The following is a 22,932-nucleotide window of genomic DNA, read 5'->3' on the forward strand; positions in this document are numbered from 1 at the left end:
TCTCGGCGGCGACGGCAACGACTCCATCAACGGCGGTTTCGAAGGCGCCGACACGATCCTGGGCGGCGCGGGCAACGACACGATCTCCGCCAACGGCAACGCCATGATCACCGGCGGCGCCGGCAGCGATATCCTGCGCAGCCTCGGCGCAAGCACCTTCGTCTTCAACCGCGGCGACGGTCAGGACGTGATCAGTGCGCGCACCGACACCGCGATCGGCAGCAACACGCTGCAGTTCGGTGCCGGCATCACTCAGGCCGATGTCGCGGTCACGCTCTCCGGCAACGACCTCGTGCTGTCGCTGCGCGGCACGACCGACTCGGTCACGCTGAACATGTACCGCAATCCGTGGGTGCCGATGCAGGGCGCCGATCTGGGCGGCCGGCTCTCGGGCGCTCAGATCGTGCGCTTCGCCGACGGCAGCCAGTGGGGCCCCGACGAGCTGCGCACCCTGGCCCTCACCGGCACCGCGAGCAGCGACTTGATCCGCGGCTCCTACTTGGCCGACACGCTCAGCGGCATGGAAGGCAGCGACACGCTCCTGGGCTATGAAGGCGATGACTGGCTGGATGGCGGCTCGTGGATGGATGTCATGTATGGCGGCACGGGCAATGACACCTATGTCGTCAACCACATGGATGACCAGACGATCGAGTTTGCTGGCGAGGGGGTCGATACGGTGCTCTGCTCGGTCAAGTCCTGGACGCTGGGGACCGACATCGAGAACCTGAAGATCATCAGCACGACCGTCATCGCGGAAAGCAATGCGCTGAACAACACCATGATCGGCAGCGCCGGAATGAACGAGATATACGGTCTGGACGGCAACGACACGATCTACGGAATGGGCGGCAACGACATCGTCAGCGGAGGCGCAGGAAACAACCTGGTCTATGGGGGTGATGGCAACGACACGGTCGCGGGCAGCGATGGCAACGATCTTCTGAGCGGAGACGGCGGTGACGATCGACTCTATGCAGGCAGTGGCCAGAACACGCTGCAAGGGGGCACCGGCAACGACACGATCTGGGCCGGCACCGGATCTGACACCTACCTGTTCTCGCGCGGCGATGGCATCGATCTCGTCGTCGAATCGCAGAATACGGACGCTGCCAGCGACCAGCTCCTGTTCCAGTCCGGCATCGGTCACGACCAGCTCTGGCTGAGCCGCAGCGGCAACAACCTGCAGATCAGCGTGATCGGCACGTCGGACCAGGTGACGATCCAGGACTGGTATCTCGGCCAGGCCGGCCATGTCGAGCAGATCCGCACCAGCACCGGCCGCGTCCTGCTCGACACCAAGGTCGATGCGCTGGTCAGCGCGATGGCGGCGATGGTGCCGCCGGCAGCTGGACAGACCTCGCTGACAGCCGGCCAGCAGATGCTGCTCGCGCCGGTGCTGGCGGCCAGCTGGAGCTGAGGCCTCAGCCCTCGCGCACATCCGCCACCGGCTGCACGCCGAAGTCCGGCCGATCCAGCCAGGCCAGCACCTTGGCGGCGGCCGCGTCGGCGCTGTCGAGCAGGCCGGCCGACTGCAGATGCACGAAGCGGCCGTGGTCGGGGAATCCGGCCGGATCGGCGCCGCGCAGCTGCACCTGCATGTCGGTGTCGATCACGCCCGGCGCCAGCGAGACGATGCGCGCCGGGTGTGCGCCGGCTGCCTCCTCCAGCGCGACCGCGCGGCTGAAGTGGTCCATGCCGGCCTTGGCGGCGCAGTAGGCGGCGCTGCCGGCCATCGCGCGCCGGCCCAGGCCGGACGAGAGGTTGAGCACCCGCACCTCGCCGCCGGCACGCGCCGCCCAGCCGGCGGTCGCGCCCAGCAGCGCGGCCGTCAGCAGCATCGGCGCCTCCAGGCCGACACGCAGCGCGGCCGACAGCGCGCCGGGCGCATCCTCGCCCAGCGGGCCGATGCGCGGGATCACGCCAGCGTTGTTGATCAGCGTGACGCGGCGCCAGCGCGCCGGCGGCTGCGTGGCCAGCCAGGCCGACAGCCGCGCGGCCGCAGCCGGCGCGTCGCTCAGGTCCAGCGGCCAGGCCAGGTGCTGGCTGCCGTGAGCGGTGGCCAGCGTGTCCAGCCCCGCATCGGGCTGGCGCGCGATGCCCACCAGCAGCAGGCCGGGGCCGGCCAGCAGGCGACGCGCCATCGCCAGCCCCAGGCCGCGCGAGGCGCCGGTCAGGATGACGAGATGATCAAGACGATCGAGCGGGCCGCAGGACGGTGCGGCGTGGGAGGAGGTCGGGTTCATGCCCGGATTGTCGGCCGGACCGGACCAGACAAGCGTGCCTAGAATCACCGCCATGAGCCAAGCTGATCTTCCCTCCTCTGCACCGCCCGATCTCGCCGCGCGACTGCGGCGCAACCGCCCGAGCCGGCGCGATGCGCTCTGGCTGTTCGGCGCCAGCCTGGGGGCAGGCACGCTGTCGTCGGGCCTGTCGGGCTGCGCGGTCTCGCCGGTGACCGGCGAGCGCATCCTGGTCGGCATGAGCGAGGAGCAGGAGCGCCAGATCGACGCGCAGCAGGCGCCGCACCAGTTCTCGCAGGACCTCGGCGCGGTGCAGGACGACGAGGTCAACCGCTATGTCGGGACGGTCGGCCGCACGCTGCAGCAGCGCACCCAGCGCCGCGACATGCCCTACAGCTACCGCACGCTCAACGCCAACTACATCAACGCCTACACCTTTCCCGGCGGCGCGATGGGCGTGACCCGCGGCATCCTGGTGGAGCTGCAGGACGAATCGGAGCTGGCGGCGCTGCTCGGCCACGAGCTGGCGCATGTCAACGCGCGCCATGCGGCGCAGCGCCAGGGCCAGGCGCTGGTCGCGCAGGTGGCGGTGGTGTCGCTGGCGGCAGCCACCCAGGACTCGGCCTGGTCGCCGCTGGTGGGTCTGGGCTCGCAGCTCGGCGCCAGCGCGATGCTGGCGAGCTACTCGCGCGAGCATGAGCATCAGGCCGATGCGCTCGGCCAGGACTATCTGGTGCAGGCCGGCTATCCGGCCGAGGGCATGACCCGGCTGCACCAGCTGCTGGTCAGCCAGCACAAGGACAAGCCGGGCCTGCTGGAGACGATGTTCTCCTCGCACCCGATGAGCACCGACCGCATGGCCCGCGCGCAGGAGCTGGCCCGCACCCAGTACGCCGGCAGCCGCAGCGCACCGCGCCAGCGCGAGCGCTTCATGGACTCGACCGCCAGCCTGCGCCGCATTCGTCCGGCCATCCAGGCCTGCAAGAACGGCGAGCTGGCGATGGGCCGCAAGGCGCTCGGCGAGGCGCAGGGCCAGTTCGCCCAGGCGCTGAAGGTCGCCCCGCGCGACTACGCCGCCCATCTGCGCATGGGCCAGTGCCTGCAGGCCCAGGGCCAGGCCCGCGAGGCGCAGCGCCATGTCGAGACCGCCCGGGCGATCTACCCGCAGGAGGCGCAGGCGCACAAGCTGGCCGCGACCCTGCATCTGGGCCTGCGCGACCCCGGTGCAGCCTACGCCGCGCTGGAGCAGCACGACCGGGTGCTGCCAGGCGATCCGGGCGTGCTGTTCCTGAAGGCCGTCTCGCTCGACGGCATGGGCCAGGACCGCCGTGCGGCCGAGCACTATGCGCGCTTCCTGCAGATCAGCCGTCAGGGCGAGGCGGCGCAGTTCTCCGCCAACCGACTGAAAGCGATGGGCCATGTCGTCCGCTGAACCGACCGATCCGAATGTCTCCCCGCCCCCGGCGCCCCGCGTCGGCACCGGCCGGATGGTGGCGCTGCTGCTGCTGGGCACGCTGCTGTTCCTGGTCGTCGCGCTGATGGCGCCGTGGGCCTGGCAGCAGCTGCGCGGCGGACCGCCGCCGGCCGCCAGCGCCGACGCCGCCCGGCTGCTGCCCTGGCAGATCACGCCGCTGGGCGATGGCCTGACCGAGGTCTTCGGCGTCACGCCGGGGCGCGATCCGCTGGCGCGCATCGAGCGCAGCTGGCCGGCCGAGGCGGCCGAGATGAAGGTCGCGCTGGTGCGCGATCCGCAGGGCACGCTGACGCTGGAGGCCTATCTGGAGACGGTGCGCGCCGGCTTCGTGCAGGGCCGGCTGGTGCTGACCGGCGCGGCCGAGGCCGCCACGCTGCAGCGCTGGGCCGAGCAGGCCACCGAGCGCGAACCCCAGCCCAGCGGCAGCTACCGGCTGACGCTGAGGTTCGACGATGCGATGCAGGCCCGGCAGGCCACGCTGGCCGCGCTGACCTTCCTGCCGGCCGCGCGCTTCGACGAGGCGGTGGCGCTGGAGCGCTTCGGACCGGCGCCGGAACGCATCGGCTCGGCCGATGGCCAGGTGCATCTGCTCTACCCGGAGCGCGGCCTGGTGGTCTCGCTCGACCCGCAGGGCCGGGGCAAACCCGTGCTGCAGTATGTGGCTCCCCGGGACTTTGCCCGGCTGCGCGCACCGCTGGTGCGATGATCGCGGACACGTCGTCCAAACCTGAACGCCATGTCACTCTTCTCCTCCTACAACGCGCCCAGCCCTGCACCGTCCCCGATGTCCTCCTTCGGCCAGGCGCCGGCGCCCGGCGGCCGCATGGATGCGGTCGACTACGAGATCAAGGGCGCCGAGATGCAGTTCGTCGAGGTCGAGCTGGACCCCGGCGAGGCCGCGATCGGCGAGGCCGGCAGCCTGATGTTCATGGAGGGCGGCATCCAGATGGACACCGTCTTCGGCGACGGCGGTCGCCAGGAGGGCGGCTTCATGAGCAAGCTGCTCGGCGCGGGCAAGCGGCTGATCACCGGCGAGTCGCTGTTCACCACCGTCTACAGCAACCAGGCCCATGCCAAGCAGCGCGTCGCCTTCGCCGCACCCTATCCCGGCAAGATCCTGCCGATGGACCTGCGCCAGCTCGGCGGGATGCTGATCTGCCAGAAGGATTCCTTCCTGTGCGCGGCGCGCGGCGTCTCGCTGGGCATCCACTTCCAGCAGAAGCTCTCGGTGGGATTCTTCGGCGGCGAGGGCTTCATCATGCAGAAGCTCGAGGGCGACGGTCTGGCCTTCGTGCATGCCGGCGGCACGGTGCTGCGCCGCGAACTGCGCCACGGCGAGACGCTGCTGATCGACACCGGCTGCGTCGTGGCCTACACGCCGAACGTGGACTTCGAGATCCAGTACGTCGGCAAGATCAAGACGGCGCTCTTCGGCGGCGAGGGCCTGTTCTTCGCGAAGATGACCGGCCCGGGCACGGTGTGGCTGCAGAGCCTGCCGTTCTCGCGCCTGGCCAGCCGGGTGTTTGCCGCCGCGCCGCAGACCGGCGGCTCGTCGAGCGACGAGGGCTCGCTGCTCGGCGGCTTCCTCGGCGGCAGCCGCTGAGGCGCACCCGGCGCCCCAGCGAGATCAGCGCACCACCAGCACCGGCACGGTGCTGTGGGTCAGCACCTTCTGGGTCTCGCTGCCCAACAGCAGCGCGGCCACGCCGCGGCGGCCGTGCGAGGCCATGACGATCAGGTCGGCGCCCTGGTCCTTGCCGAAGTCGATGATGGACTCCCACGGATGGGCGGCCTCGACCGCCGCCGCCAGGCATTCGACGCCGGCGGCGGCACAGGCCGCCTTGACCTGATCGAGATGCTTGACCGCGATGCGCTCCTGCGCATCGAAGAACTCCTGCGGCGGGATCGGCTGCATCTCGGTGATCGCGCTGTACGGGAAGGGCTCCTTGACCGCCAGCGTCAGCAGCGTCGCGCCGAAGGCCCGGGCCATCGTCACCGCGGTCTCGACCGCCTTGGCGGTGATCTCCGAGCCGTCGGTCGGCACCAGGATGCGCTTGTACATGGACATGATCGGAACTCCTGCGGACTGGAAAGCAAAAGGGATGAACCGATCATGCGCCGCACGGCCAGGCGCGGCTTGAGCTTCATCAAGAACCGCACCGACGGCAAGGACGGCAAGGGCAGCGTCAGCCTTGCGCCACCGGCCGCGCCGGGTCGCGGCACCACTCGCTCCACGAGCCCGCGTAGAGCGCGCCGCCGGGCAGGCCGGCCACCGCCATCGCCAGCAGGTTGTGGCAGGCGGTCACGCCCGAGCCGCACTGGTGCACCACCGGACGCGCGCCGGCCAGGCCCTGGAAGGCCGCACGCAACGCCTCGGGCGGCAGGAAGCGGCCGTCCGGCCCGAGGTTGGCGCTGAAGGGGCGGTTCAGCGCACCGGGAATGTGGCCGGCCACCGGATCGAGCGGCTCGACATCGCCGCGGTAGCGCTCGGGCGCACGCGCATCCAGCAGCGCGACGCGGCCCAGCTGCGCCGCCAGCGCGTCGGCGGTCAGGCGCAGGCCCTCCGGCTCGGGCGCGAGCGGCCAGGCGGGCGCGGCCGCGGCGGGCGCGACCTCGCCCGGCTCCAGCGCGCCGCCGGCCGCGCGCCATGCGGCCAGGCCGCCGTCGAGCACCCGCACGTCGCGCGCGCCGATCCAGCGCAGCATCCACCAGGCGCGCGCGGCGAACATGCCGCCCTGCGCGTCGACCAGCACCACCGGCGTGTCCGGCGTCAGGCCGAGCCGTGCGGCGGTAGCTGCGAAGACCTCGCGCGTCGGCAGCGGATGGCGGCCGCCGCACAGCGCGGGCACGCCGTCCTTGGCGCTCAGGTCGCGGTCCAGGTGCAGGTAATGCGCGCCGGGCAGATGGCCCTCGCGCCAGGCGGCCTCGCCGGCGTCCGGCCGGGCCAGGTCGAAGCGCACGTCGAACACGCGCACACGGCCGAGCGCAGCCTTCAGCGCCTCGGCGGAGATCAGCGGAGAGGAGGAGTCGGGGGAGATCGTCATGGTGTGGTGTGGGGCGGCAGGATCAGGACTCGAGATCGGGCGGCAGCGTGTCGGAGGTACCGCGGCGCGGCGCGGCACCGGCATGGCGCAGCCGGGTGGCGACGATACCCGAGCCCACCACCATCGCCATGCCCAGCAGTGCCAGCGGATGGACCGGATCGTCGAACAGCAGCACGCCCCAGGCGAAGGAGAAGGCGATGCCCAGATACTGCAGGCTGGCATTGACCAGCGGCCGGCCGATCGAGAAGGCACGGGTCATCGCCAGCTGCGCGGCGGTGGCGAACACGCCCACCGCCAGCACCAGCAGCATGCCGCGCAGGTCATGGCCGCCGCTGGGGCCGCCCTGCAGCAGCGTCAGCGCCAGGCCTGCGAGCGTGCCGGCGCAGGAGAAATAGAAGACCACCCGCGTCTCGGGCTCGCCGGCGCGGCCCAGCGCGGTGATCTGCAGATAGGCCAGCGCCGAGAGCATGCCCGAGAACAGCCCCACGATGCCGAACCAGAGCTGGTCGCGGTCGATGCTCGGGCGCAGGATCGCCGCCACGCCGACGAAGCCGGCCAGCACGGTCGCCACCAGCCGCGCATCCACCCGCGCGCCGCCCAGCAGCACCGAGCCGCCGATCAGGAACATCGCCATCCAGATCGGCGACATGTAGTTGAGCGTCATCGCGGTGGCCAGCGGCAGGCCGCTGATCGCGTAGAACCACAGGCACAGCGCCGACACGCCGACGATGCTGCGCCACAGGTGCATGCCCGGCACGGCGGTGCGCAGCGACTGCCTGCGCGCGCGCACCAGCACCGCCATCACCACCGCGCCGACCAGGCCGCGGTACATCACGATCTCGCCGGTGCCGAACTGCGTGCTGGCGAGCTTGACGCACACCCCCATCAGCGAAAAGAGAAGGGAGGCCAGGACCATCAGCATCGGAGCATTCATGCCCGGCATGCTAACGGCCCGGGCCTCCCCGGGTCGGCGACGCGCGGCGGCCGTCAGGGGCCGCCGGCGGCGATCAGTCCCTGCGCATCAGTCCTTGAAGTCCATGACGCGGCGATACCACTCGTGGAAGTGCTGCATGCCGTCCTCCATCGGGCTCTGGTAGGGGCCGACCTCGTTGTCGCCGCGCTCCATCAGCGCGCGGCGGCCGGCGTCCATGCGCTCGGCGATCTCGTCGTCCTCGATGCAGGTCTCCATGTAGGCGGCCTGCTGGGCCTCGATGTACTCGGGCTCGAAGGCGGCGATCTCCTCGGGGTAGTAGAACTCCACCGTGTTGAGCGTCTTCTCCGGGCTGATCGGATGCACGGTCGAGACCGTGAGCACGTTCGGGTACCACTCGATCATGATGTGCGGGTAGTAGGTCAGCCAGATCGCGCCGTGCTTCGGCGCCACGCCGCCCTGGAAGCGGCGCACCTGCTCATGCCAGCGCTCGTAGACCTTGCTGCCCGGCCGGCCCAGCGCCTCGCCGATGCCCGGCGCGGTGCCGACGGTCTGCACCGAGTAGTCGCGTCCCATCTCCCAGCGCAGGTCGTCGCAGGTGACGAAGTTGCCCAGCCCCGGATGGAACGGACCGACGTGGTAGTCCTCCAGATAGACCTCGATGAAGGTCTTCCAGTTGTAGTTGCACTCGTGCTGGATGACGTTGTGGAACTGGTAGCCCTCGAAGTTGAGGACATCCTTCGGACCCAGGTTCGCCAGGTCGGCGGCGATGTCGCGGCCGTTGTCCTCGAAGACCAGGCCGTTCCAGGTGCGCACCGGATAGTTGCGCAGGTTCAGGCACGGATCCTCGCTGAAGTGCGGCGCGCCGATCAGCTTGCCGCCCAGGTCGTAGGTCCAGCGGTGCAGCGGGCACACCAGGTTGCCGCCGGTGTTGCCGCGGCCCTTGAGCATGACCGCCTGACGGTGGCGGCAGACATTGGAGACCAGCTCGACGCCCTTGTCGGTGCGGATCAGCGCGCGGCCCTCGCGTTCCTGCGCAAGCGCATGGAAATCACCCCGCGCCGGGACCATCAGCTCGTGCCCGACATAGCGGGGACCGGCATCGAAGATGAGTTTCATCTCCTGCTCGTAGAGCGCCGGGTCGAAATAGCTGGTCACCGGAAGTTGGGTGCGGCTGCGAAGGAGAGCTTGCTGTGTGCTCAGGTCGGACATGATCCCCAGGATCTCCAAAAATCCATGTCGAACCACCACCCCACGGAAATGGTCCCAGACCACTGGGCGCCTGCCCCATGCTGGAAACATGGGAGGCATGAGTGCAGCGGCATGCTGCCGGACCGGGGTGGGCGGTGTCGCCCAGGGCGAACCTGACATTGTAGCCGAGCTCATCGAGCGCGCTGCCCATGTGGCGTCCATGCCCCCGCTGCGTCTGCGTGTGTCGACCGGATACAACATGCGACGATCTTTCGGCTTGCCTGAGGGTGCGGCCTCATCGTCACCGGCGCGTCACCCACGATGCACGGTGACAGCAGGAGCGGCCCTCTACAATCGAGCCCTTTCCCCCAGACGCCATGCCCAAGAGCGCCTCCGCCCCCTCCTCCCCCAGCGCCCGCGAACCCGAGAGCTATGAAAGCGCGCTGGCCGAACTCGATCGGCTGGTGCAGTCGATGGAGTCCGCCCAGCTGCCGCTCGACCAGCTGCTCGACGGCTACCGTCGCGGCGCCGAGCTGCTCGGCTTCTGCCGTGCCCGGCTCGACGCGGTGGAGCAGCAGGTGAGGATGCTCGACGACGGGCAGCTCAAACCCTGGAGCGATCCCTCATGAAGCGCCCTGCCTTCGATGACTGGGTGGCTGCGCAGCTGACAGCGGTCGAGACCGCGCTGAGCACCCATGTCCGCGCAGATGCCCCGGCCAGCCTCGGACTGGCGATGCGCTACGGCGTGCTCGACGGCGGCAAGCGCCTGCGCCCGCTGCTGGTGCTGGCTGCGGCCGAGGCCGTCGGCGCCCATGCCGAAGCGGCGATGCGCGCGGCCTGCGCGGTCGAGCTGATCCACGCCTACTCGCTGATCCACGACGACATGCCGTGCATGGACAACGACGTGCTGCGTCGCGGCAAGCCGACGGTGCATGTCGAGTTCGGCGAGGCCCAGGCCATGCTGGCCGGCGACGCGATGCAGGCGCTGGCCTTCGAGGTGCTGACCCCACCGGCCGAGGACGGCCGCGACCGGGTACCCCCGGCGCTGCAGGCGCGGCTGTGCAGCCTGCTGGCGCGTGCCTCCGGTGTCGAGGGCATGGCCGGCGGGCAGGCGATCGACCTGGCCAGCGTCGGCCGCCCGCTCACCGAGCCTCAGCTGCAGGACATGCACCGCCGCAAGACCGGCGCGCTGCTGCAGGCCAGCGTGATGATGGGCGCGGCCTGTGGCGAGCTGCCCGGACGCGCCGCCGCGGCGCTGTCGGACTACGGCTGGGCGATCGGCCTGGCCTTCCAGGTGGTCGACGACATTCTTGACTGCACCCAGGACTCCGAGGTGCTGGGCAAGACCGCCGGCAAGGACGCCGACCAGAACAAGCCGACCTATGTCTCGCTGCTCGGCCTCGAGGGTGCCCGCGCCCGCGCCGACGCGCTGCATGCCCGCGCGCGCGCCGCGCTCGAGACCAGCGACCTGCCCGACACCTCGACGCTGGCGGTCCTGGCCGACCGCGTCATCGACCGCGTCTCCTGATGCCCTGACGCGCCGACGCGCCCTTCGACGGATCCCTCGCGATGACCCTGCCTACTCCGCTGCTCGACCGCATCCAGTCCCCGGCCGATGTGCGTGCCCTGTCCCGGCCCGAGCTCAAGCAGCTCGCCACCGAGGTGCGCGACTACCTGCTGCGCAACGTGGCCCGCACCGGCGGCCACCTGTCGTCCAACCTCGGCACCGTCGAGCTGACGATCGCGCTGCACCATGTCTTCGACACGCCGGACGACCGCCTGGTCTGGGACGTCGGCCACCAGACCTATCCGCACAAGATCCTGACCGGCCGCAAGGAGCGCTTCCCGACGCTGCGTCAGGCCGGCGGCCTGTCGGGCTTCCCCAAGCGCGACGAGAGCGAGTACGACACCTTCGGCACCGCGCACTCCTCGACCTCGATCTCGGCGGCGCTGGGCATGGCGCTGGGCGCGCAGCTCAAGGGCGAGAGCCGCCACTGCGTGGCCATCATCGGCGACGGCGCGATGACCGCCGGCATGGCCTTCGAGGCGCTGAACAACGGCGGCATGCCGCACGCCGGCCGCGTGCCCAATCTGCTGGTGGTGCTGAACGACAACGACATGTCGATCAGCCCGCCGGTGGGTGCGCTGAACAAGTACCTCGCGCGGCTGATGAGCGGACGCTTCTACGCCGCCGCGCGCGAGAGCGCCAAGCAGGTGCTGAGGAACGCGCCGCCGCTGCTGGAGCTGGCGCGCCGCTTCGAGGAGCACGCCAAGGGCATGGTGGTGCCGGGCACGATCTTCGAGGAGTTCGGCTTCAACTATGTCGGCCCGATCGACGGCCATGACCTCGACGCGCTGATCCCGATGCTGGAGAACCTGCGCGACCGCAAGGGCGCGCAGTTCCTGCATGTCGTCACCAAGAAGGGCTACGGCTACAAGCTCGCCGAAGCCGATCCGATCGCCTATCACGGCCCCGGCAAGTTCGATCCGGCCGTCGGCCTGGTCAAGCCGGCCGTCGCCCCGAAGACGACCTTCACGCAGGTCTTCGGCCAGTGGCTGTGCGACATGGCCGCCGCCGACATGAAGCTGGTGGGCATCACCCCGGCGATGCGCGAGGGCTCCGGCATGGTCGAGTTCCACAAGCGCTTCCCGGCCCGCTACCACGATGTCGGCATCGCCGAGCAGCATGCGGTGACCTTCGCCGGCGGCATGGCCTGCGAGGGCCTCAAGCCGGTGGTCGCCATCTACTCGACCTTCCTGCAGCGTGCCTACGACCAGCTGATCCATGACGTGGCGCTGCAGAACCTCGACGTGGTCTTCGCGCTGGACCGCGCCGGCCTGGTCGGCGCCGACGGCGCGACGCACGCCGGCGCCTACGACATCGCCTTCGTGCGCTGCATCCCGAACATGGCGATGCTGACCCCCTCCGACGAGGCCGAGCTGCGCCGCGCGCTGACCACCGCCTACCGCCACGGCGGCCCGGTGGCGGTGCGCTACCCGCGCGGCAGCGGCATCGGCGCCGAGGCCGGCCGCGAGTTCGACGAGATCGAGTGGGGCAAGGGCGTGGTGCGCCGCTCCTCGACGCTGACCGAGGGTCGCCCCGGCACGCGCCGCATCGCCATCCTGGCCTTCGGCACGCTGCTGCATCCGGCGCTGGCCGCGGCCGAGAAGCTCGACGCGACGGTGGCCGACATGCGCTTCGTCAAGCCGATCGACGGCGCGCTGGTCGAGCAGCTCGCACGCAGCCACGACGCGCTGGTGACGATCGAGGAAGGCTGCGTGACGGGCGGCGCCGGCTCCGCGGTCACCGAGCATCTGAATGCGCTCGGCCTGACGGTGCCGGTGCTGCAGCTCGGCCTGCCCGACCGCTTCATCGATCACGGCGATCCGGCGGTGCTGCTGTCGCAGTGCGGCCTGGATGCCGCCGGCATCGAGCGCACGATCACCGAACGCTTCATCAACCCGCCGACCACGCTGCGCACCGTGGTCAATGGTTGAACACGGCTGAACACGGTTGAAGTCAACCGCGGATGCACCGGACAAACCCTGATCCCGCGCGGATTCGGTTATCCTCGGCACCTTTGCTCGCCCCACTTTCACTTGCCACAGGCGACGACCTGTGATACCGGGTGGGGCTTCACTCGCTCTTGATCCTGCCGCCATGAAAGCCTTCAACGAAGAGACCGTGCTCTCGGTGCATCACTGGACCGATCGCCTGTTCAGCTTCACCACCACCCGCGACACCGCGTTCCGGTTCTCCAACGGTCACTTCGTGATGATCGGCCTGCCGGTCGACGGCAAGCCGCTGCTGCGCGCCTACTCGATCGCCAGCCCGAACTGGGAAGAGACGCTGCACTTCTTCTCGATCAAGGTGCCGGACGGCCCGCTGACCTCGCGCCTGCAGCATCTGCAGCCGGGCGACAAGATCCTGGTCGGCCGCAAGCCCACCGGCACGCTGCTGGTCGACTACCTGAACCCCGGCAAGCGCCTGTACCTGTTCGGCACCGGCACCGGTCTGGCGCCGTGGCTGTCGATCATCCAGGACCCCGAGACCTACGAGCGCTACGAGAAGGTCATCCTGGTGCACGGCTGCCGCGAGGTCGCCGAGCTGGCCTATCAGGACCTGTTCAAGAGCCTGCCGAACCACGAGTTCCTGGGCGAGATCATCGGCGACAAGCTGATCTACTGCCCGACCGTGACCCGCGAGCCGTTCGAGCGCCAGGGCCGCATCACCGACCTGATCGAGGACGGCCGCCTGTGGAACGACTTCGGTCTGCCGGCGCTGAATCCGGCCGAGGACCGCGTGATGATCTGCGGCAGCCCGGCCATGCTGCGCGACCTGAAGAAGATGCTGGAAGAGCGTGGCTTCGCCGAAGGCAACACCACCAAGCCGGGCGACTTCGTCATCGAGCGCGCCTTCGCCGAGCAGTGAGCACGGCAGGGCGAGCGACCATCGCCCGTCCATCCCCCAATGAAAAAAGCGCGACAGCCGTCGCGCTTTTTTTGTGCCCGCCATTCCACAGCACCTGTGGACAACCCTGGGGATTACTGTCTGAGCCGACTCGCAAGTCCTTGATCTTCAAGCAGTTTCACTAGGTTGCCACAAATTTGTGCAATCCGGTCATCCGGCCGGATGGCAGGCCCGGTTCACTTGACCGACGCCAGCATGAAGTCGACCGCGGCACCGATCTGCTCGTCGGTCAGCTTCGGGTTGCCGCCCTTGGCCGGCATCGCGCCCTTGCCCTTCAGCGCGGACTGGACCAGGCCATCCTTGCCAGCCTTCAGACGCGGCTCCCAGGCGGCCTTGTCGCCGAGCTTCGGCGCATTGGCCAGACCGGCGGCATGGCACATCGCGCAGCTCTGGTTGTAGATTTCCTTGCCGTCGGCAGCCTGCGACAGGCCGGCGGACAGGGACAGGGTGGCAGCCAGGGCGGACAGCACGACGAACTTCATGGGGTCTCCTCGATACGGGGCGTTGATCGGACAGGTTCGGCCGGTGAACCGACCGAGCCGCGGCGTCATCAGCAAGCCGCGTGCCGTGTGATTCAACGGCCCTGCCCCCTGCCCAGTGACAGTGCTTACCCTGTGCCGACGCGGATCACCCCGCCAGGTGCGAGACAAATGCCGCGAACAGTGCTCAACTCCGTGACACCGCGCCTCAGACCGACGCAGCGCTTTCCCGGTAGGGCCCCAGGCGCATCAGCCGCATCGCGTTGTCCTTGAGGATCAGCGGCTTGACCTTGTCCTTGAAGCCGGCCTCGTCGAAGTCCTTCATCCAGCGCTCGGGCGTGATCAGCGGATAGTCCGAGCCGAAGAGCATGCGGTCCTTCAGCAGCGTGTTGGCGTACTGCACCAGCTGCTGCGGAAAGTACTTCGGACTCCAGCCCGAGAGATCGATCCAGATGTTGGGCTTGTGCAGCGCCAGGCTCAGCGCCTCGTCCTGCCATGGCCAGCTCGGGTGCGCGATGACGATCTCCATGTCGGGAAAGTCGATCGCCACGTCCTCCAGCAGCATCGGGTTGGAGTTCTGCAGCCGCAGGCCGCCGCCGCAGCGCATCCCTGAGCCGATGCCCGAGTGGCCCGAGTGGAAGATCGCCGGCAGCCTGTACTCGGCGATCACCTCGTAGATCGGCCAGGCCATGCGGTCGTAGGGCAGGAAGTCCTGCACCGTCGGGTGGAACTTGAAGCCCTTGACGCCATGCTCCTCGATCAGGCGGCGTGCCTCGCGTGCGCCCATCTTCCCCTTGTGCGGGTCGATCGAGGCGAAGGCGATCATCATGTCCGAATTGGCCTTCGCCGCCTCGCAGATCTCCTCGTTGGGAATGCGCCGGCGCCCCAGCTTGCTCTCGCTGTCGACGGTGAACATCACCAGGCCGATCCTGCGCTCCCGGTAGTAGGCGACCGTCTCGGCGATGGTCGGGCGCCGGTTCGAGCCGAAGTACTTGTCGGCGGCGCGGTCGTACTCCTCGCCGTAGTTGTCGAACGGGTTCCAGCACGACACCTCGGCATGGGTGTGGATGTCGATCGCGATCAGGTCATCGGTATTCATCGGCGGGGTCCAGTCCTGGGGCAGTCTTGCGGGCGGTGTCACGGGAAATTTTCTTAAATTCTGTAATTAAAAAAGCATCCCGTACCGAGGGTTTACCCGCAACAACACGACTCATCACGACTGCAAATTGCAGATCAAGGGTTTCCATGGGGGTATTCATCGCAGCCAGATACTTATATTTACTAAGCATCAAGCGACAGCGAAACGAGTCCTCACGACATGAGCACGCCTGCCCCCGACTCCACCCTCACCCCCGCGACCGGCCTGCTGGCCGGCCTGGACCTGCTGCAGATCAGCCAGGACGGCGCGGTGCTGCACATCCGCCTGAACCGCCCGGTCAAGCGCAACGCGATCAACGACGGCCTGATCGCGCAGCTGCACACCGCCTTCGTCAACCTGCCCGCCGACGTGCGTGCGGTGGTGGTCAGCGGCGAGGGCGCGCACTTCTGCGCCGGGCTGGACCTCTCCGAGCTGGTCGAGCGCGACATCCACGCCGCGATCCTGCACTCGCGCGGCTGGCATGCCGCCTTCGACGCGATCCAGTTCGGCCGCGTGCCGGTGATCGCGGTGCTGCACGGCGCGGTGGTCGGCGGCGGGCTGGAGCTGGCGGCGTCCTGCCACATCCGCGTCGCCGAGGACTCGGCCTACTTCGGCCTGCCCGAAGGCCAGCGCGGCATCTTCGTCGGCGGCGGCGGCTCGGTGCGCATCCCGCGCCTGATGGGCACGGCGCGCATGACCGACATGATGCTGACCGGCCGCGTCTTCGACGCCGACCAGGGCGAGCGCTACGGCGTCGTCAACTACCGCGTCGGCGACGGCGCCGGCCTGGCCAAGGGCATCGAGCTGGCCCGGAAGATCGCCGGCAACGCGCCGATGACGGCGTTCGCGGTGATGCACGCGCTGCCGCGCATCGTCGAGATGAGCCCGTCGGAGGGCCTGTTCGCCGAATCGCTGATGGCCGCATCGGCCAGCAACACGCCCGAAGCGCAGGCGCGGCTGCGCGCCTTCCTCGAAGGCCGGGCCGGCAAGGTCGTGAAGGAGTGAGCGCGATGCATGTCGACACCCCTGCCCGCTACCGCCACGCCGAGGTCGGCGGCTGCGTCGACGCGACGATCGAGGCCCGCGCCGACGGCACGACCGTGCTGCGCTCGACCGAGGCGCTGGGCTGGTTTCCCGACCGGCTGACCGACTGCCTGGAGCAGTGGGCCGCCGAGGCGCCGTCGCGCATCTTCGTCGCCCGGCGCGTCCACGGCGGCGACTGGCGCCGCATCAGCTACGCGACGATGCTGGCGCGGGTGCGCGCCATCGGCCAGGCGCTGACCGACCGCGGCCTGTCGGCCGAGCGGCCGGTGATGATCCTGTCGGACAACGACATCGAGTACCTGACGCTGGCGCTGGGCGCGATGTGGGCCGGCGTGCCCTACGTGCCGGTGTCGCCGGCCTACTCGCTGGTGTCGCAGGACCACGGCAAGCTGCGCCACATCGCCGCGACCGTCACGCCGGGCCTGGTGTTCGCCGCCAGCGCCGCCTACGGCCGCGCCATCGAGGCGGTGTTCGCGCCCGACGTCGAGGTGGTGCTCGGCGCCGGCACGCTCGAAGGCCGCGAGGTCACGCCCTTCGACGACCTGCTGGCGACCGCGCCGCAGGCCTCGGGCGAGGCCGCGCATGCGGCGGTCGGCGCCGACACCATCGCCAAGTTCCTGTTCACCTCCGGCTCGACCAAGCTGCCCAAGGCGGTCATCAACACCAACCGGATGATCTGCGCCAACCAGCAGATGATCCGCCAGTGCCTGCGCTTCCTCGCCGAGGAGCCGCCGGTTCTGGTCGACTGGCTGCCGTGGAACCACACCTTCGGCGGCAACCACAACGTCGGCATCGTGCTCTACAACGGCGGCACGCTCTACATCGACGACGGCAAGCCGACGCCCAAGGGCATGGCCGAGACGCTGCGCAACCTGCGCGAGATCTCGCCGACGGTCTACTTCAACGTCCCGAAGGGCTTCGAGGAGATCGCCACGGCGATGGAGACCGACGAGCAGCTGCGGCGCACGCTGTTCGCCCGCGTGCGCGCCTTCATGTTCGCCGGCGCCGGCCTGTCGCAGGCGGTCTGGGACCGGCTGGAGACGCTGGCCGAGGCGACGGTGGGCGAGCGCATCCGCATCATCACCGGCCTGGGCATGACCGAGACGGCCCCGTCGTGCACCTTCGCGGTCGGCACCGACGTGCGCTCGGGCTGGATCGGCCTGCCGGTGCCCGGCGTCGAGGTGAAGCTGGTGCGCGACGGCGCGGCCGACGATCCGCATGCCAAGACCGAGATCCGCTTCCGCGGCCCCAACGTGATGCCGGCCTACTGGCGCGCGCCGCAGCAGACCAGCGACGCCTTCGACGCCGACGGCTTCTACCGCACCGGCGACGCGGTGCGCTTCATCGATCCGGCCCACCCGAACCGCGGCCTGGTCTTCGACGGCCGCACCGCCGAGGACTTCAAGCTCTCGACCGGCACTTTCGTCAGCGTCGGCCCCCTGCGCGCCCGGGTCACGCTGGCCGGCGCGCCCTCGTGCAGGACGTCGTCGTCACCGGGCTGAACCGCGACGAGATCGGCCTGCTGGTCTTCCCCCGCATCGACGAGTGCCGCCGGCTCGCCGCCGAGCTGGGCGAGCCGGCCGCGGCGACGCTGCCGGTGCCGGAGCTGCTGCACCTGCCCGCGGTGCGCGGATTCTTCCAGCAGCTCGCCGACCGGCTCTGGCGCGAGGGCACCGGCAGCGCCAACCGGCCGGCGCGGCTGCATGTGCTGGCCGAGCCGCCCTCGATCGACAAGGGCGAGGTCACCGACAAGGGCTCGATCAACCAGCGTGCGGTGCTGCAGCACCGCGCCGCGCTGGTCGAGGCGATGTACGAGGGCCGCGAGAGCGATCCCTTCCTGATCCTGCCGCGCCGCGGCTGAGCGCCGAGCGCGCCCGCACGCCACCCGCTTGATTGCGTCATCCCCGCGCAGGCGGGGACCCACGAAGGAACCCCTCCCATGCAGACTCAAGGACACACCGCCCTGGTCACCGGCGGCGGCTCCGGCCTCGGTGCCGCGGTCGCCCGCGAGCTGGCCCGCCAGGGCGCGAAGGTCGCGGTGCTCGACGTCAACGCCGCCGGCGCCGAGGCGGTGGCCGCCGAGATCGGCGGCCTGGCGCTGCGCTGCGACATCACCGACAGCGCCAGCGTCTCGGCCGCGCTCGATGCCGCCGAGGCTGCGCTCGGACCCGCGCGCATCCTGATGAACATCGCCGGCATCGGCACCGCCAAGCGGGTGATCCAGCGCGACGGCTCGCCCGCGCCGCTGGAGGACTTCGAGCGGGTGGTGCGCGTCAACCTGCTGGGCACCTACAACATGGTCCGGCTGGCGGCCGCACGCATCGCGAAGCTCGAGCCGCTGGAGGGCACTGCCGGCGAGCGCGGCGTCATCGTCAACACCGCCTCGGTCGCGGCCTTCGACGGCCAGGTCGGCCAGGAGGCCTATGCGGCCAGCAAGGGCGGCGTGGTCGGCATGACGCTGCCGCTGGCGCGCGACCTCGCGCAGTGGGGCATCCGGGTCTGCACGATCGCGCCGGGCCTGTTCGCCACGCCGCTGATCAACGAGCTGCCCGAGGCGGTGCAGCAGTCGCTGGCCGCGGCGATTCCCTTCCCGAAGCGGCTGGGCGACCCGGCCGAGTTCGCGCAGCTCGCCGCCCACATCGTCGCCAACGGCCACCTCAACGGCGAGGTCATCCGCCTCGACGGCGCGCTGCGGCTGGCGCCGCGCTGATCGCCCGCCCCGGCCGCAGCCGACCCGGACGCGACCCGACGCTTCGCGGAGGCGTCACATAGACCGACCGGACGGTCGGGAATATCCGCATGGTCCTTGATTTCCCTCAACGGCACAGTGCCACCACCTCACCGGACCCCGGAGGAAGACATGACGACGCACAAGACGCAAGAGACGCAAGAGAACGCCAGCAAGCCGCTCCTGAAGACCCTGCTCGCCAGCGCGGCGCTGTGGGCGGTGTCGGGCGCGGCGATGGCCGACATCACCATCGGGGTGTCGCTGCCGCTGACCGGGCCGGCCAGCGGCCTGGGCATTCCGATGGGCAATGCGATCAAGCTGTGGCCGACCTCGATCGCCGGCGAGAAGCTCAATGTCATCGTGCTCGATGACGCCACCGACCCGACCAAGGGCGTGCAGAACGCGCAGCGCTTCGTCACCCAGGACAAGGCCGACATCGTCATGGGCTCGGCCGCCACGCCGGTGGCCATCGCGATGTCCGACACCGTCGCGGCCGCCAGCACGCCGCACTTCATGTTCTCGCCGGCGGTGCTGCAGGCCGGCAAGGACGCCTGGGCCTTCCGGCTGCCGCAGTCCAACGCGGTGATGTCGCATGCGCTGCTGGGCCACATGAAGAAGCTCGGCGTGAAGTCGGTCGGCTTCCTGGGCTACACCGACGCCTACGGCGAGAGCTGGCTGAAGGACTTCCAGGCCGAGGCCGCGAAGATCGCGCCCGAGATCAAGGTGGTGGCCACCGAGCGCTTCGCCCGCTCCGACACCAGCGTGACCGCGCAGGCACTCAAGCTGGTGGCCGCCAACCCGGACGCGATGCTGATCGTCGCCTCGGGCTCGGGCGCGGCGATGCCGCACAAGGCGGTGGTCGAGCGCGGCTACAAGGGCAGGATCTACCAGACCCATGCCGCGGCCACCCGCGACCTGATGCGCGTCGGCGGCAAGGATGTCGAGGGCGCCTATGTCGTCTCCGGCCCGGCGGTGATCGGCGAGCAGCTGCCCGACAGCCACCCGTCGAAGAAGGTCGCGCTCGACTTCGTGCAGAAGTACGAGAAGGCCCATGGCGCGGGCTCGCGCAACCAGTTCGCCGGCCACGCCTATGACGCGGCGCTGGTGCTGGAGAAGGTGGTGCCGGTGGCGCTGAAGAAGGGCAAGCCCGGCACGCCGGAATTCCGCGCCGCGCTGAAGGACGCGGTCGAGACGATGGGCCGCACCGTCGTCTCGCACGGCGTCCTGACCTATGCGAAGGACAACCACTGGGGCTTCACCACCGAGACCGGCGTGATCCTCAAGGTGGTCAACGGCGACTGGAAGGTCGAGTAACAACCGCCCCGCCCGTGCCGCTGCCGGCGCGGGCCCGCACGAGACGAACCCATGGACTTCTCGATCGCAAGCATCCTCGCACTCGACGGGGTGACCAACGGCGCGGTCTACGCGCTCCTGGCCACCGCGACGGTGCTGCTCTTCGCCGTGACCCGGGTGATCTTCATCCCGCAGGGCGAGTTCGTCGCCTTCGGGGCGCTGACGCTGGCGCTGCTGCAGACCGGCCAGGTGCCGGGCACCGTCTGGCTGCTGCTGATCATGGCGGTGCTGGTGGCGCTGACCACGCTGGTGCAGGGCCTGCGCCAGGGCCGGCCGACCGCGCTGCTGCTGCGCGAGGCCGGCCTGACGCTGGCGGTGCCGGTGGCGGTGTCGGCGCTGGCCATCACGGTGGCGCCGATGCAGCTGCCGCTGGTGGCGCAGGCGCTGCTGACGCTGGCCATCGTCACGCCGCTGGGCGGGCTGACCTACCGGCTGGCCTACGAGTCGCTGGCCGACGCCACCGTGCTGGTGCTGCTGATCGTCTCGGTGGGCGTGCACTTCGCGCTGCTGGGCCTGGGCCTGCTGTTCTTCGGCGCCGAGGGCTTCCGCAACCCGAGCTTCTGGGACGAGCGCTTCTCGGCCGGGCCGCTGATGCTCTCGGGCCAGACGATCATCATCTTCCTGGCCTCGGCGGCGCTGATCGTGATGCTGTGGCTGTTCTTCGAGCGCTCGCTGTACGGCAAGGCCCTGCGCGCGACCGCGGTGAACCGGGTCGGCGCGCGGCTGATGGGCATCTCGACGGTGCAGGCCGGCCGGCTGAGCTTCACGATGGCAGCCTTCATCGGCGCGCTCTCGGGCCTGCTGATCGGACCGACCACCACGGTGTTCTACGACTCGGGCTTCCTGATCGGCCTGAAGGGCTTCGTCGCGGCGGTCTTCGCCGGGCTGTCGAGCTATCCGCTGGCCCTGGTCGGCGCGATGGGCGTCGGACTGCTCGAATCGTTCGGCTCGTTCTGGGCCAGCTCGTTCAAGGAGGTGATCGTGTTCACCTCCATCCTGCCGGTCCTGCTGTGGCGTTCGCTGCGTGACCCGCATCATGAGGAGGATTGACGTGGTGTCGGCCCGTACACGCTGGTTCATCGCCTTCGCCGCGCTGCTTGCGCTGCTGCCGGTCCTGCCGGTTCCCGAGTTCTGGATCACCCAGCTCAACTACATCGGCCTGAATGCCATCGTCTCGCTCGGCCTGGTGCTGCTGACGGGCGTGGCCGGCCTCACCTCCTTCGGCCAGGCCGCCTTCGTCGGCATCGGCGCCTACACCGCGGCCACGCTGGCGGTGAATGTCGGGCTGTCGCCCTGGCTGACGCTGTTCATCGGCCTGGGCATCACCGTGGTCGTGGCGCTGGTGCTGGCCGCCGTCACGCTGCGCATGTCGGGCCACTACCTGCCGCTGGCGACCATCGCCTGGGCGCTGGCGCTCTACTACACCATGTCGAACATGGAGATGCTGGGCAAGTACGACGGCATCCTGGGCGTGCCGGCGCTGAGCCTGTTCGGCCTCGATCTCGGCTCCGGTCGCAGCTACTTCTACGTGATCTGGGTGATCGCGCTGCTGGCGGCGCTGGCGGTCATCCACCTGCTGGACTCGCGCAGCGGCCGCGCGATCCGGGCGCTCAAGGGCGGCACGACCATGGCCGAGGCGATGGGCATCTCCACCTACCGCTACAAGGTCCAGGTCTTCGTGCTGGCGGCGATGCTGGCCTCGGTCTCGGGCTGGCTCTTTGCGCACTTCCAGCGCACCGTGAACCCCTCGCCCTTCTCGCTGTCGAAGGGCATCGAGTACCTGTTCATGGCGGTGCTGGGCGGCGTCGGCCATGTCTGGGGCGCCTTCACCGGCGCGGCACTGGTCAAGCTGACCGAGGATCAGCTCAAGGACTGGCTGCCGCGGCTGATCGGCACCAGCGGCAACTACGAGGTCATCGTCTTCGGCCTGGTGCTGGTGGTGGTGCTGAAGTACGCCTCCGAGGGCCTGTGGCCGCACATCGAGCGCCTGTTCGCGCGCTTCCTGCCGGAGAAGCGCCGGGTGCGCGACTGGGCCGACGCCGCGCCGCTGCCCGAGCGCGCCAAGCCGGCGCCGGGCGAACTGCTGCTCGAGGTCGACCGGGTGCGCAAGCAGTTCGGCGGCCTGGTGGCGGTCAACGACGTGTCGTTCCGGATCCGCGCCGGCGAGATCATCGGCCTGATCGGCCCGAACGGCGCGGGCAAGTCGACCACCTTCAACCTGATCTCGGGCGTGCTGGCCAAGACCTCCGGGCGGGTCAGCTTCCGCGGCGAGGATGTCTCGGCGCTGGCCTCGCGCGAGATCGCGCGGCGCGGCATGAGCCGCACCTTCCAGCACGTCAAGATGCTGCCGGACATGACGGTGCTGGAGAACGTCGCGCTGGGCGGCTACCTGCGCAGCTCGGCCGGCATGGCGCAGGCGATGCTGCGGCTGGACCGCGACGAGGAGCGCCGCCTCTTCCGCGAGGCCGAGCGCCAGCTCGAGCGCATCGGCATGAAGGACCAGATGCACGAGCTGGCCGGCAATCTGGCGCTGGGCCCGGCGCGGCTGATGGAGATCGCGCGCGCGCTGTGCACCGACCCGGCGCTGCTGCTGCTCGACGAGCCCGCCGCCGGCCTGCGCCACAAGGAAAAGCAGGCACTGGCCGCGGTGCTGCGCCAGCTGAAAGGCGAGGGCATGAGCCTGCTGCTGGTCGAGCACGACATGGACTTCGTGATGAACCTGACCGACCGCATCGTGGTGATGGAGTTCGGCACCAAGCTGATCGAGGGCACGCCGGCCGAGGTGCAGGACAGCCCCGAGGTGCGCGCGGCCTACCTCGGCACCGAGCACTGAGAC

Annotated in this window: 21 protein-coding genes and 1 pseudogene; 14 read left to right on the forward strand and 8 right to left on the reverse strand. The window is 69.8% G+C overall.

Annotation, left to right across the window (positions count from 1 at the left end; genetic code table 11):
• Positions 1-1,420, forward strand: a 1,420-nt coding sequence (locus tag NFT33_RS15525; protein ID WP_309296160.1) for a calcium-binding protein, incomplete at its 5' end; no start/stop codon positions are given.
• Between the two features lie 4 nt (positions 1,421-1,424).
• Here NFT33_RS15525 and NFT33_RS15530 read toward each other — a convergent pair.
• Positions 1,425-2,246 (reverse strand): SDR family NAD(P)-dependent oxidoreductase, encoded by an 822-nt coding sequence (locus NFT33_RS15530; RefSeq protein ID WP_251676705.1) that lies wholly within the window; start codon positions 2,244-2,246, stop codon positions 1,425-1,427.
• Between the two features lie 52 nt (positions 2,247-2,298).
• Here NFT33_RS15530 and NFT33_RS15535 point away from each other — a divergent pair, with 52 nt between their 5' ends.
• From NFT33_RS15535 to NFT33_RS15545, 3 genes are all read left to right on the forward strand, one after another.
• Positions 2,299-3,675: a M48 family metalloprotease gene (locus tag NFT33_RS15535; protein WP_251676707.1), complete on the forward strand. Its 1,377-nt coding sequence runs from the start codon at positions 2,299-2,301 to the stop codon at positions 3,673-3,675.
• On the forward strand, positions 3,662-4,423 hold the full coding sequence (locus tag NFT33_RS15540; protein WP_251676709.1) for a hypothetical protein: 762 nt from the start codon (positions 3,662-3,664) through the stop codon (positions 4,421-4,423). The genes NFT33_RS15535 and NFT33_RS15540 overlap by 14 nt, the downstream gene beginning before the upstream one ends.
• 117 nt (positions 4,424-4,540) lie before the next feature.
• Positions 4,541-5,320 (forward strand): TIGR00266 family protein, encoded by a 780-nt coding sequence (locus tag NFT33_RS15545; RefSeq protein WP_251676858.1) that lies wholly within the window; start codon positions 4,541-4,543, stop codon positions 5,318-5,320.
• Between the two features lie 24 nt (positions 5,321-5,344).
• Here the strand turns inward: NFT33_RS15545 and NFT33_RS15550 are convergent, their stop codons facing one another.
• From NFT33_RS15550 to NFT33_RS15565, 4 genes are all read right to left on the reverse strand, one after another.
• Positions 5,345-5,779: a universal stress protein gene (locus NFT33_RS15550; RefSeq protein ID WP_149505140.1), complete on the reverse strand. Its 435-nt coding sequence runs from the start codon at positions 5,777-5,779 to the stop codon at positions 5,345-5,347.
• 124 nt (positions 5,780-5,903) lie between these two features.
• Positions 5,904-6,761, reverse strand: a complete 858-nt coding sequence (locus tag NFT33_RS15555) for a sulfurtransferase (RefSeq protein WP_251676710.1) — start codon at positions 6,759-6,761, stop codon at positions 5,904-5,906.
• A 22-nt stretch (positions 6,762-6,783) separates the two neighbouring features.
• Entirely contained in the window at positions 6,784-7,695 is a 912-nt protein-coding gene (locus NFT33_RS15560; RefSeq protein ID WP_251676712.1) for a DMT family transporter, read from the reverse strand.
• Positions 7,696-7,782: 87 nt separating this feature from the next.
• Positions 7,783-8,904, reverse strand: coding sequence for an aromatic ring-hydroxylating oxygenase subunit alpha (locus NFT33_RS15565; RefSeq protein WP_149502634.1), 1,122 nt, complete (start codon positions 8,902-8,904; stop codon positions 7,783-7,785).
• Between the two features lie 356 nt (positions 8,905-9,260).
• On the opposite strand from NFT33_RS15565, the gene xseB reads away from it, so the two are divergent.
• The 4 genes from xseB (at position 9,261) to NFT33_RS15585 (ending at position 13,315) form a co-directional block, all read left to right on the forward strand.
• A complete protein-coding gene (gene xseB, locus NFT33_RS15570) occupies positions 9,261-9,512 on the forward strand; it encodes an exodeoxyribonuclease VII small subunit (protein ID WP_037479289.1) in 252 nt (83 codons plus the stop codon).
• Positions 9,509-10,411 carry a polyprenyl synthetase family protein gene (locus tag NFT33_RS15575; RefSeq protein ID WP_251676714.1) on the forward strand — a complete coding sequence of 301 codons (903 nt, stop codon included), beginning with the start codon at positions 9,509-9,511 and terminating at the stop codon, positions 10,409-10,411. The genes xseB and NFT33_RS15575 overlap by 4 nt, the downstream gene beginning before the upstream one ends.
• 41 nt (positions 10,412-10,452) lie before the next feature.
• Positions 10,453-12,381, forward strand: a complete 1,929-nt coding sequence (gene dxs, locus NFT33_RS15580; RefSeq protein ID WP_251676716.1) for a 1-deoxy-D-xylulose-5-phosphate synthase — start codon at positions 10,453-10,455, stop codon at positions 12,379-12,381.
• Positions 12,382-12,544: 163 nt separating this feature from the next.
• Complete coding sequence (locus NFT33_RS15585) at positions 12,545-13,315, forward strand: ferredoxin--NADP reductase (protein ID WP_149502630.1); 771 nt, start codon at positions 12,545-12,547, stop codon at positions 13,313-13,315.
• Between the two features lie 215 nt (positions 13,316-13,530).
• On the opposite strand, the gene NFT33_RS15590 is transcribed toward NFT33_RS15585, so the two are convergent.
• The 3 genes from NFT33_RS15590 to NFT33_RS15600 all read right to left on the reverse strand — a co-directional run bounded on the left by NFT33_RS15590 (position 13,531) and on the right by NFT33_RS15600 (position 15,080).
• Positions 13,531-13,836, reverse strand: a complete 306-nt coding sequence (locus tag NFT33_RS15590) for a c-type cytochrome (protein ID WP_149502629.1) — start codon at positions 13,834-13,836, stop codon at positions 13,531-13,533.
• Between the two features lie 205 nt (positions 13,837-14,041).
• The gene (locus NFT33_RS15595) at positions 14,042-14,932 is read right to left on the reverse strand and encodes an amidohydrolase family protein (RefSeq protein WP_251676718.1); all 891 of its coding nucleotides are present in this window, start codon (positions 14,930-14,932) and stop codon (positions 14,042-14,044) included.
• Positions 14,919-15,080 carry a hypothetical protein gene (locus NFT33_RS15600; protein ID WP_251676720.1) on the reverse strand — a complete coding sequence of 54 codons (162 nt, stop codon included), beginning with the start codon at positions 15,078-15,080 and terminating at the stop codon, positions 14,919-14,921. The genes NFT33_RS15595 and NFT33_RS15600 overlap by 14 nt, the downstream gene beginning before the upstream one ends.
• Positions 15,081-15,151: 71 nt before the next feature.
• Between NFT33_RS15600 and NFT33_RS15605 the strand changes: the two genes are divergently transcribed.
• From NFT33_RS15605 to NFT33_RS15630, 6 genes and pseudogenes are all read left to right on the forward strand, one after another.
• Complete coding sequence (locus NFT33_RS15605) at positions 15,152-15,976, forward strand: crotonase/enoyl-CoA hydratase family protein (protein WP_251676722.1); 825 nt, start codon at positions 15,152-15,154, stop codon at positions 15,974-15,976.
• A 5-nt stretch (positions 15,977-15,981) separates the two neighbouring features.
• Positions 15,982-17,876, forward strand: a pseudogene (locus NFT33_RS15610) (feruloyl-CoA synthase).
• A gap of 78 nt (positions 17,877-17,954) precedes the next feature.
• Entirely contained in the window at positions 17,955-18,725 is a 771-nt protein-coding gene (locus NFT33_RS15615) for an SDR family NAD(P)-dependent oxidoreductase (RefSeq protein WP_251676724.1), read from the forward strand.
• Between the two features lie 150 nt (positions 18,726-18,875).
• On the forward strand, positions 18,876-20,057 hold the full coding sequence (locus NFT33_RS15620) for an ABC transporter substrate-binding protein (RefSeq protein ID WP_251676726.1): 1,182 nt from the start codon (positions 18,876-18,878) through the stop codon (positions 20,055-20,057).
• A 51-nt stretch (positions 20,058-20,108) separates the two neighbouring features.
• Positions 20,109-21,146: a branched-chain amino acid ABC transporter permease gene (locus NFT33_RS15625; protein ID WP_251676728.1), complete on the forward strand. Its 1,038-nt coding sequence runs from the start codon at positions 20,109-20,111 to the stop codon at positions 21,144-21,146.
• The gene (locus NFT33_RS15630) at positions 21,133-22,929 is read left to right on the forward strand and encodes a branched-chain amino acid ABC transporter ATP-binding protein/permease (RefSeq protein WP_251676730.1); all 1,797 of its coding nucleotides are present in this window, start codon (positions 21,133-21,135) and stop codon (positions 22,927-22,929) included. The genes NFT33_RS15625 and NFT33_RS15630 overlap by 14 nt, the downstream gene beginning before the upstream one ends.
• The last annotated feature ends 3 nt before the right edge of the window (positions 22,930-22,932 follow it).

Origin of the sequence: Sphaerotilus sp. FB-3, assembly GCF_023706025.1 — a bacterium.
GTDB classification, from domain to species: Bacteria; Pseudomonadota; Gammaproteobacteria; order Burkholderiales; family Burkholderiaceae_C; genus Sphaerotilus; species Sphaerotilus sulfidivorans.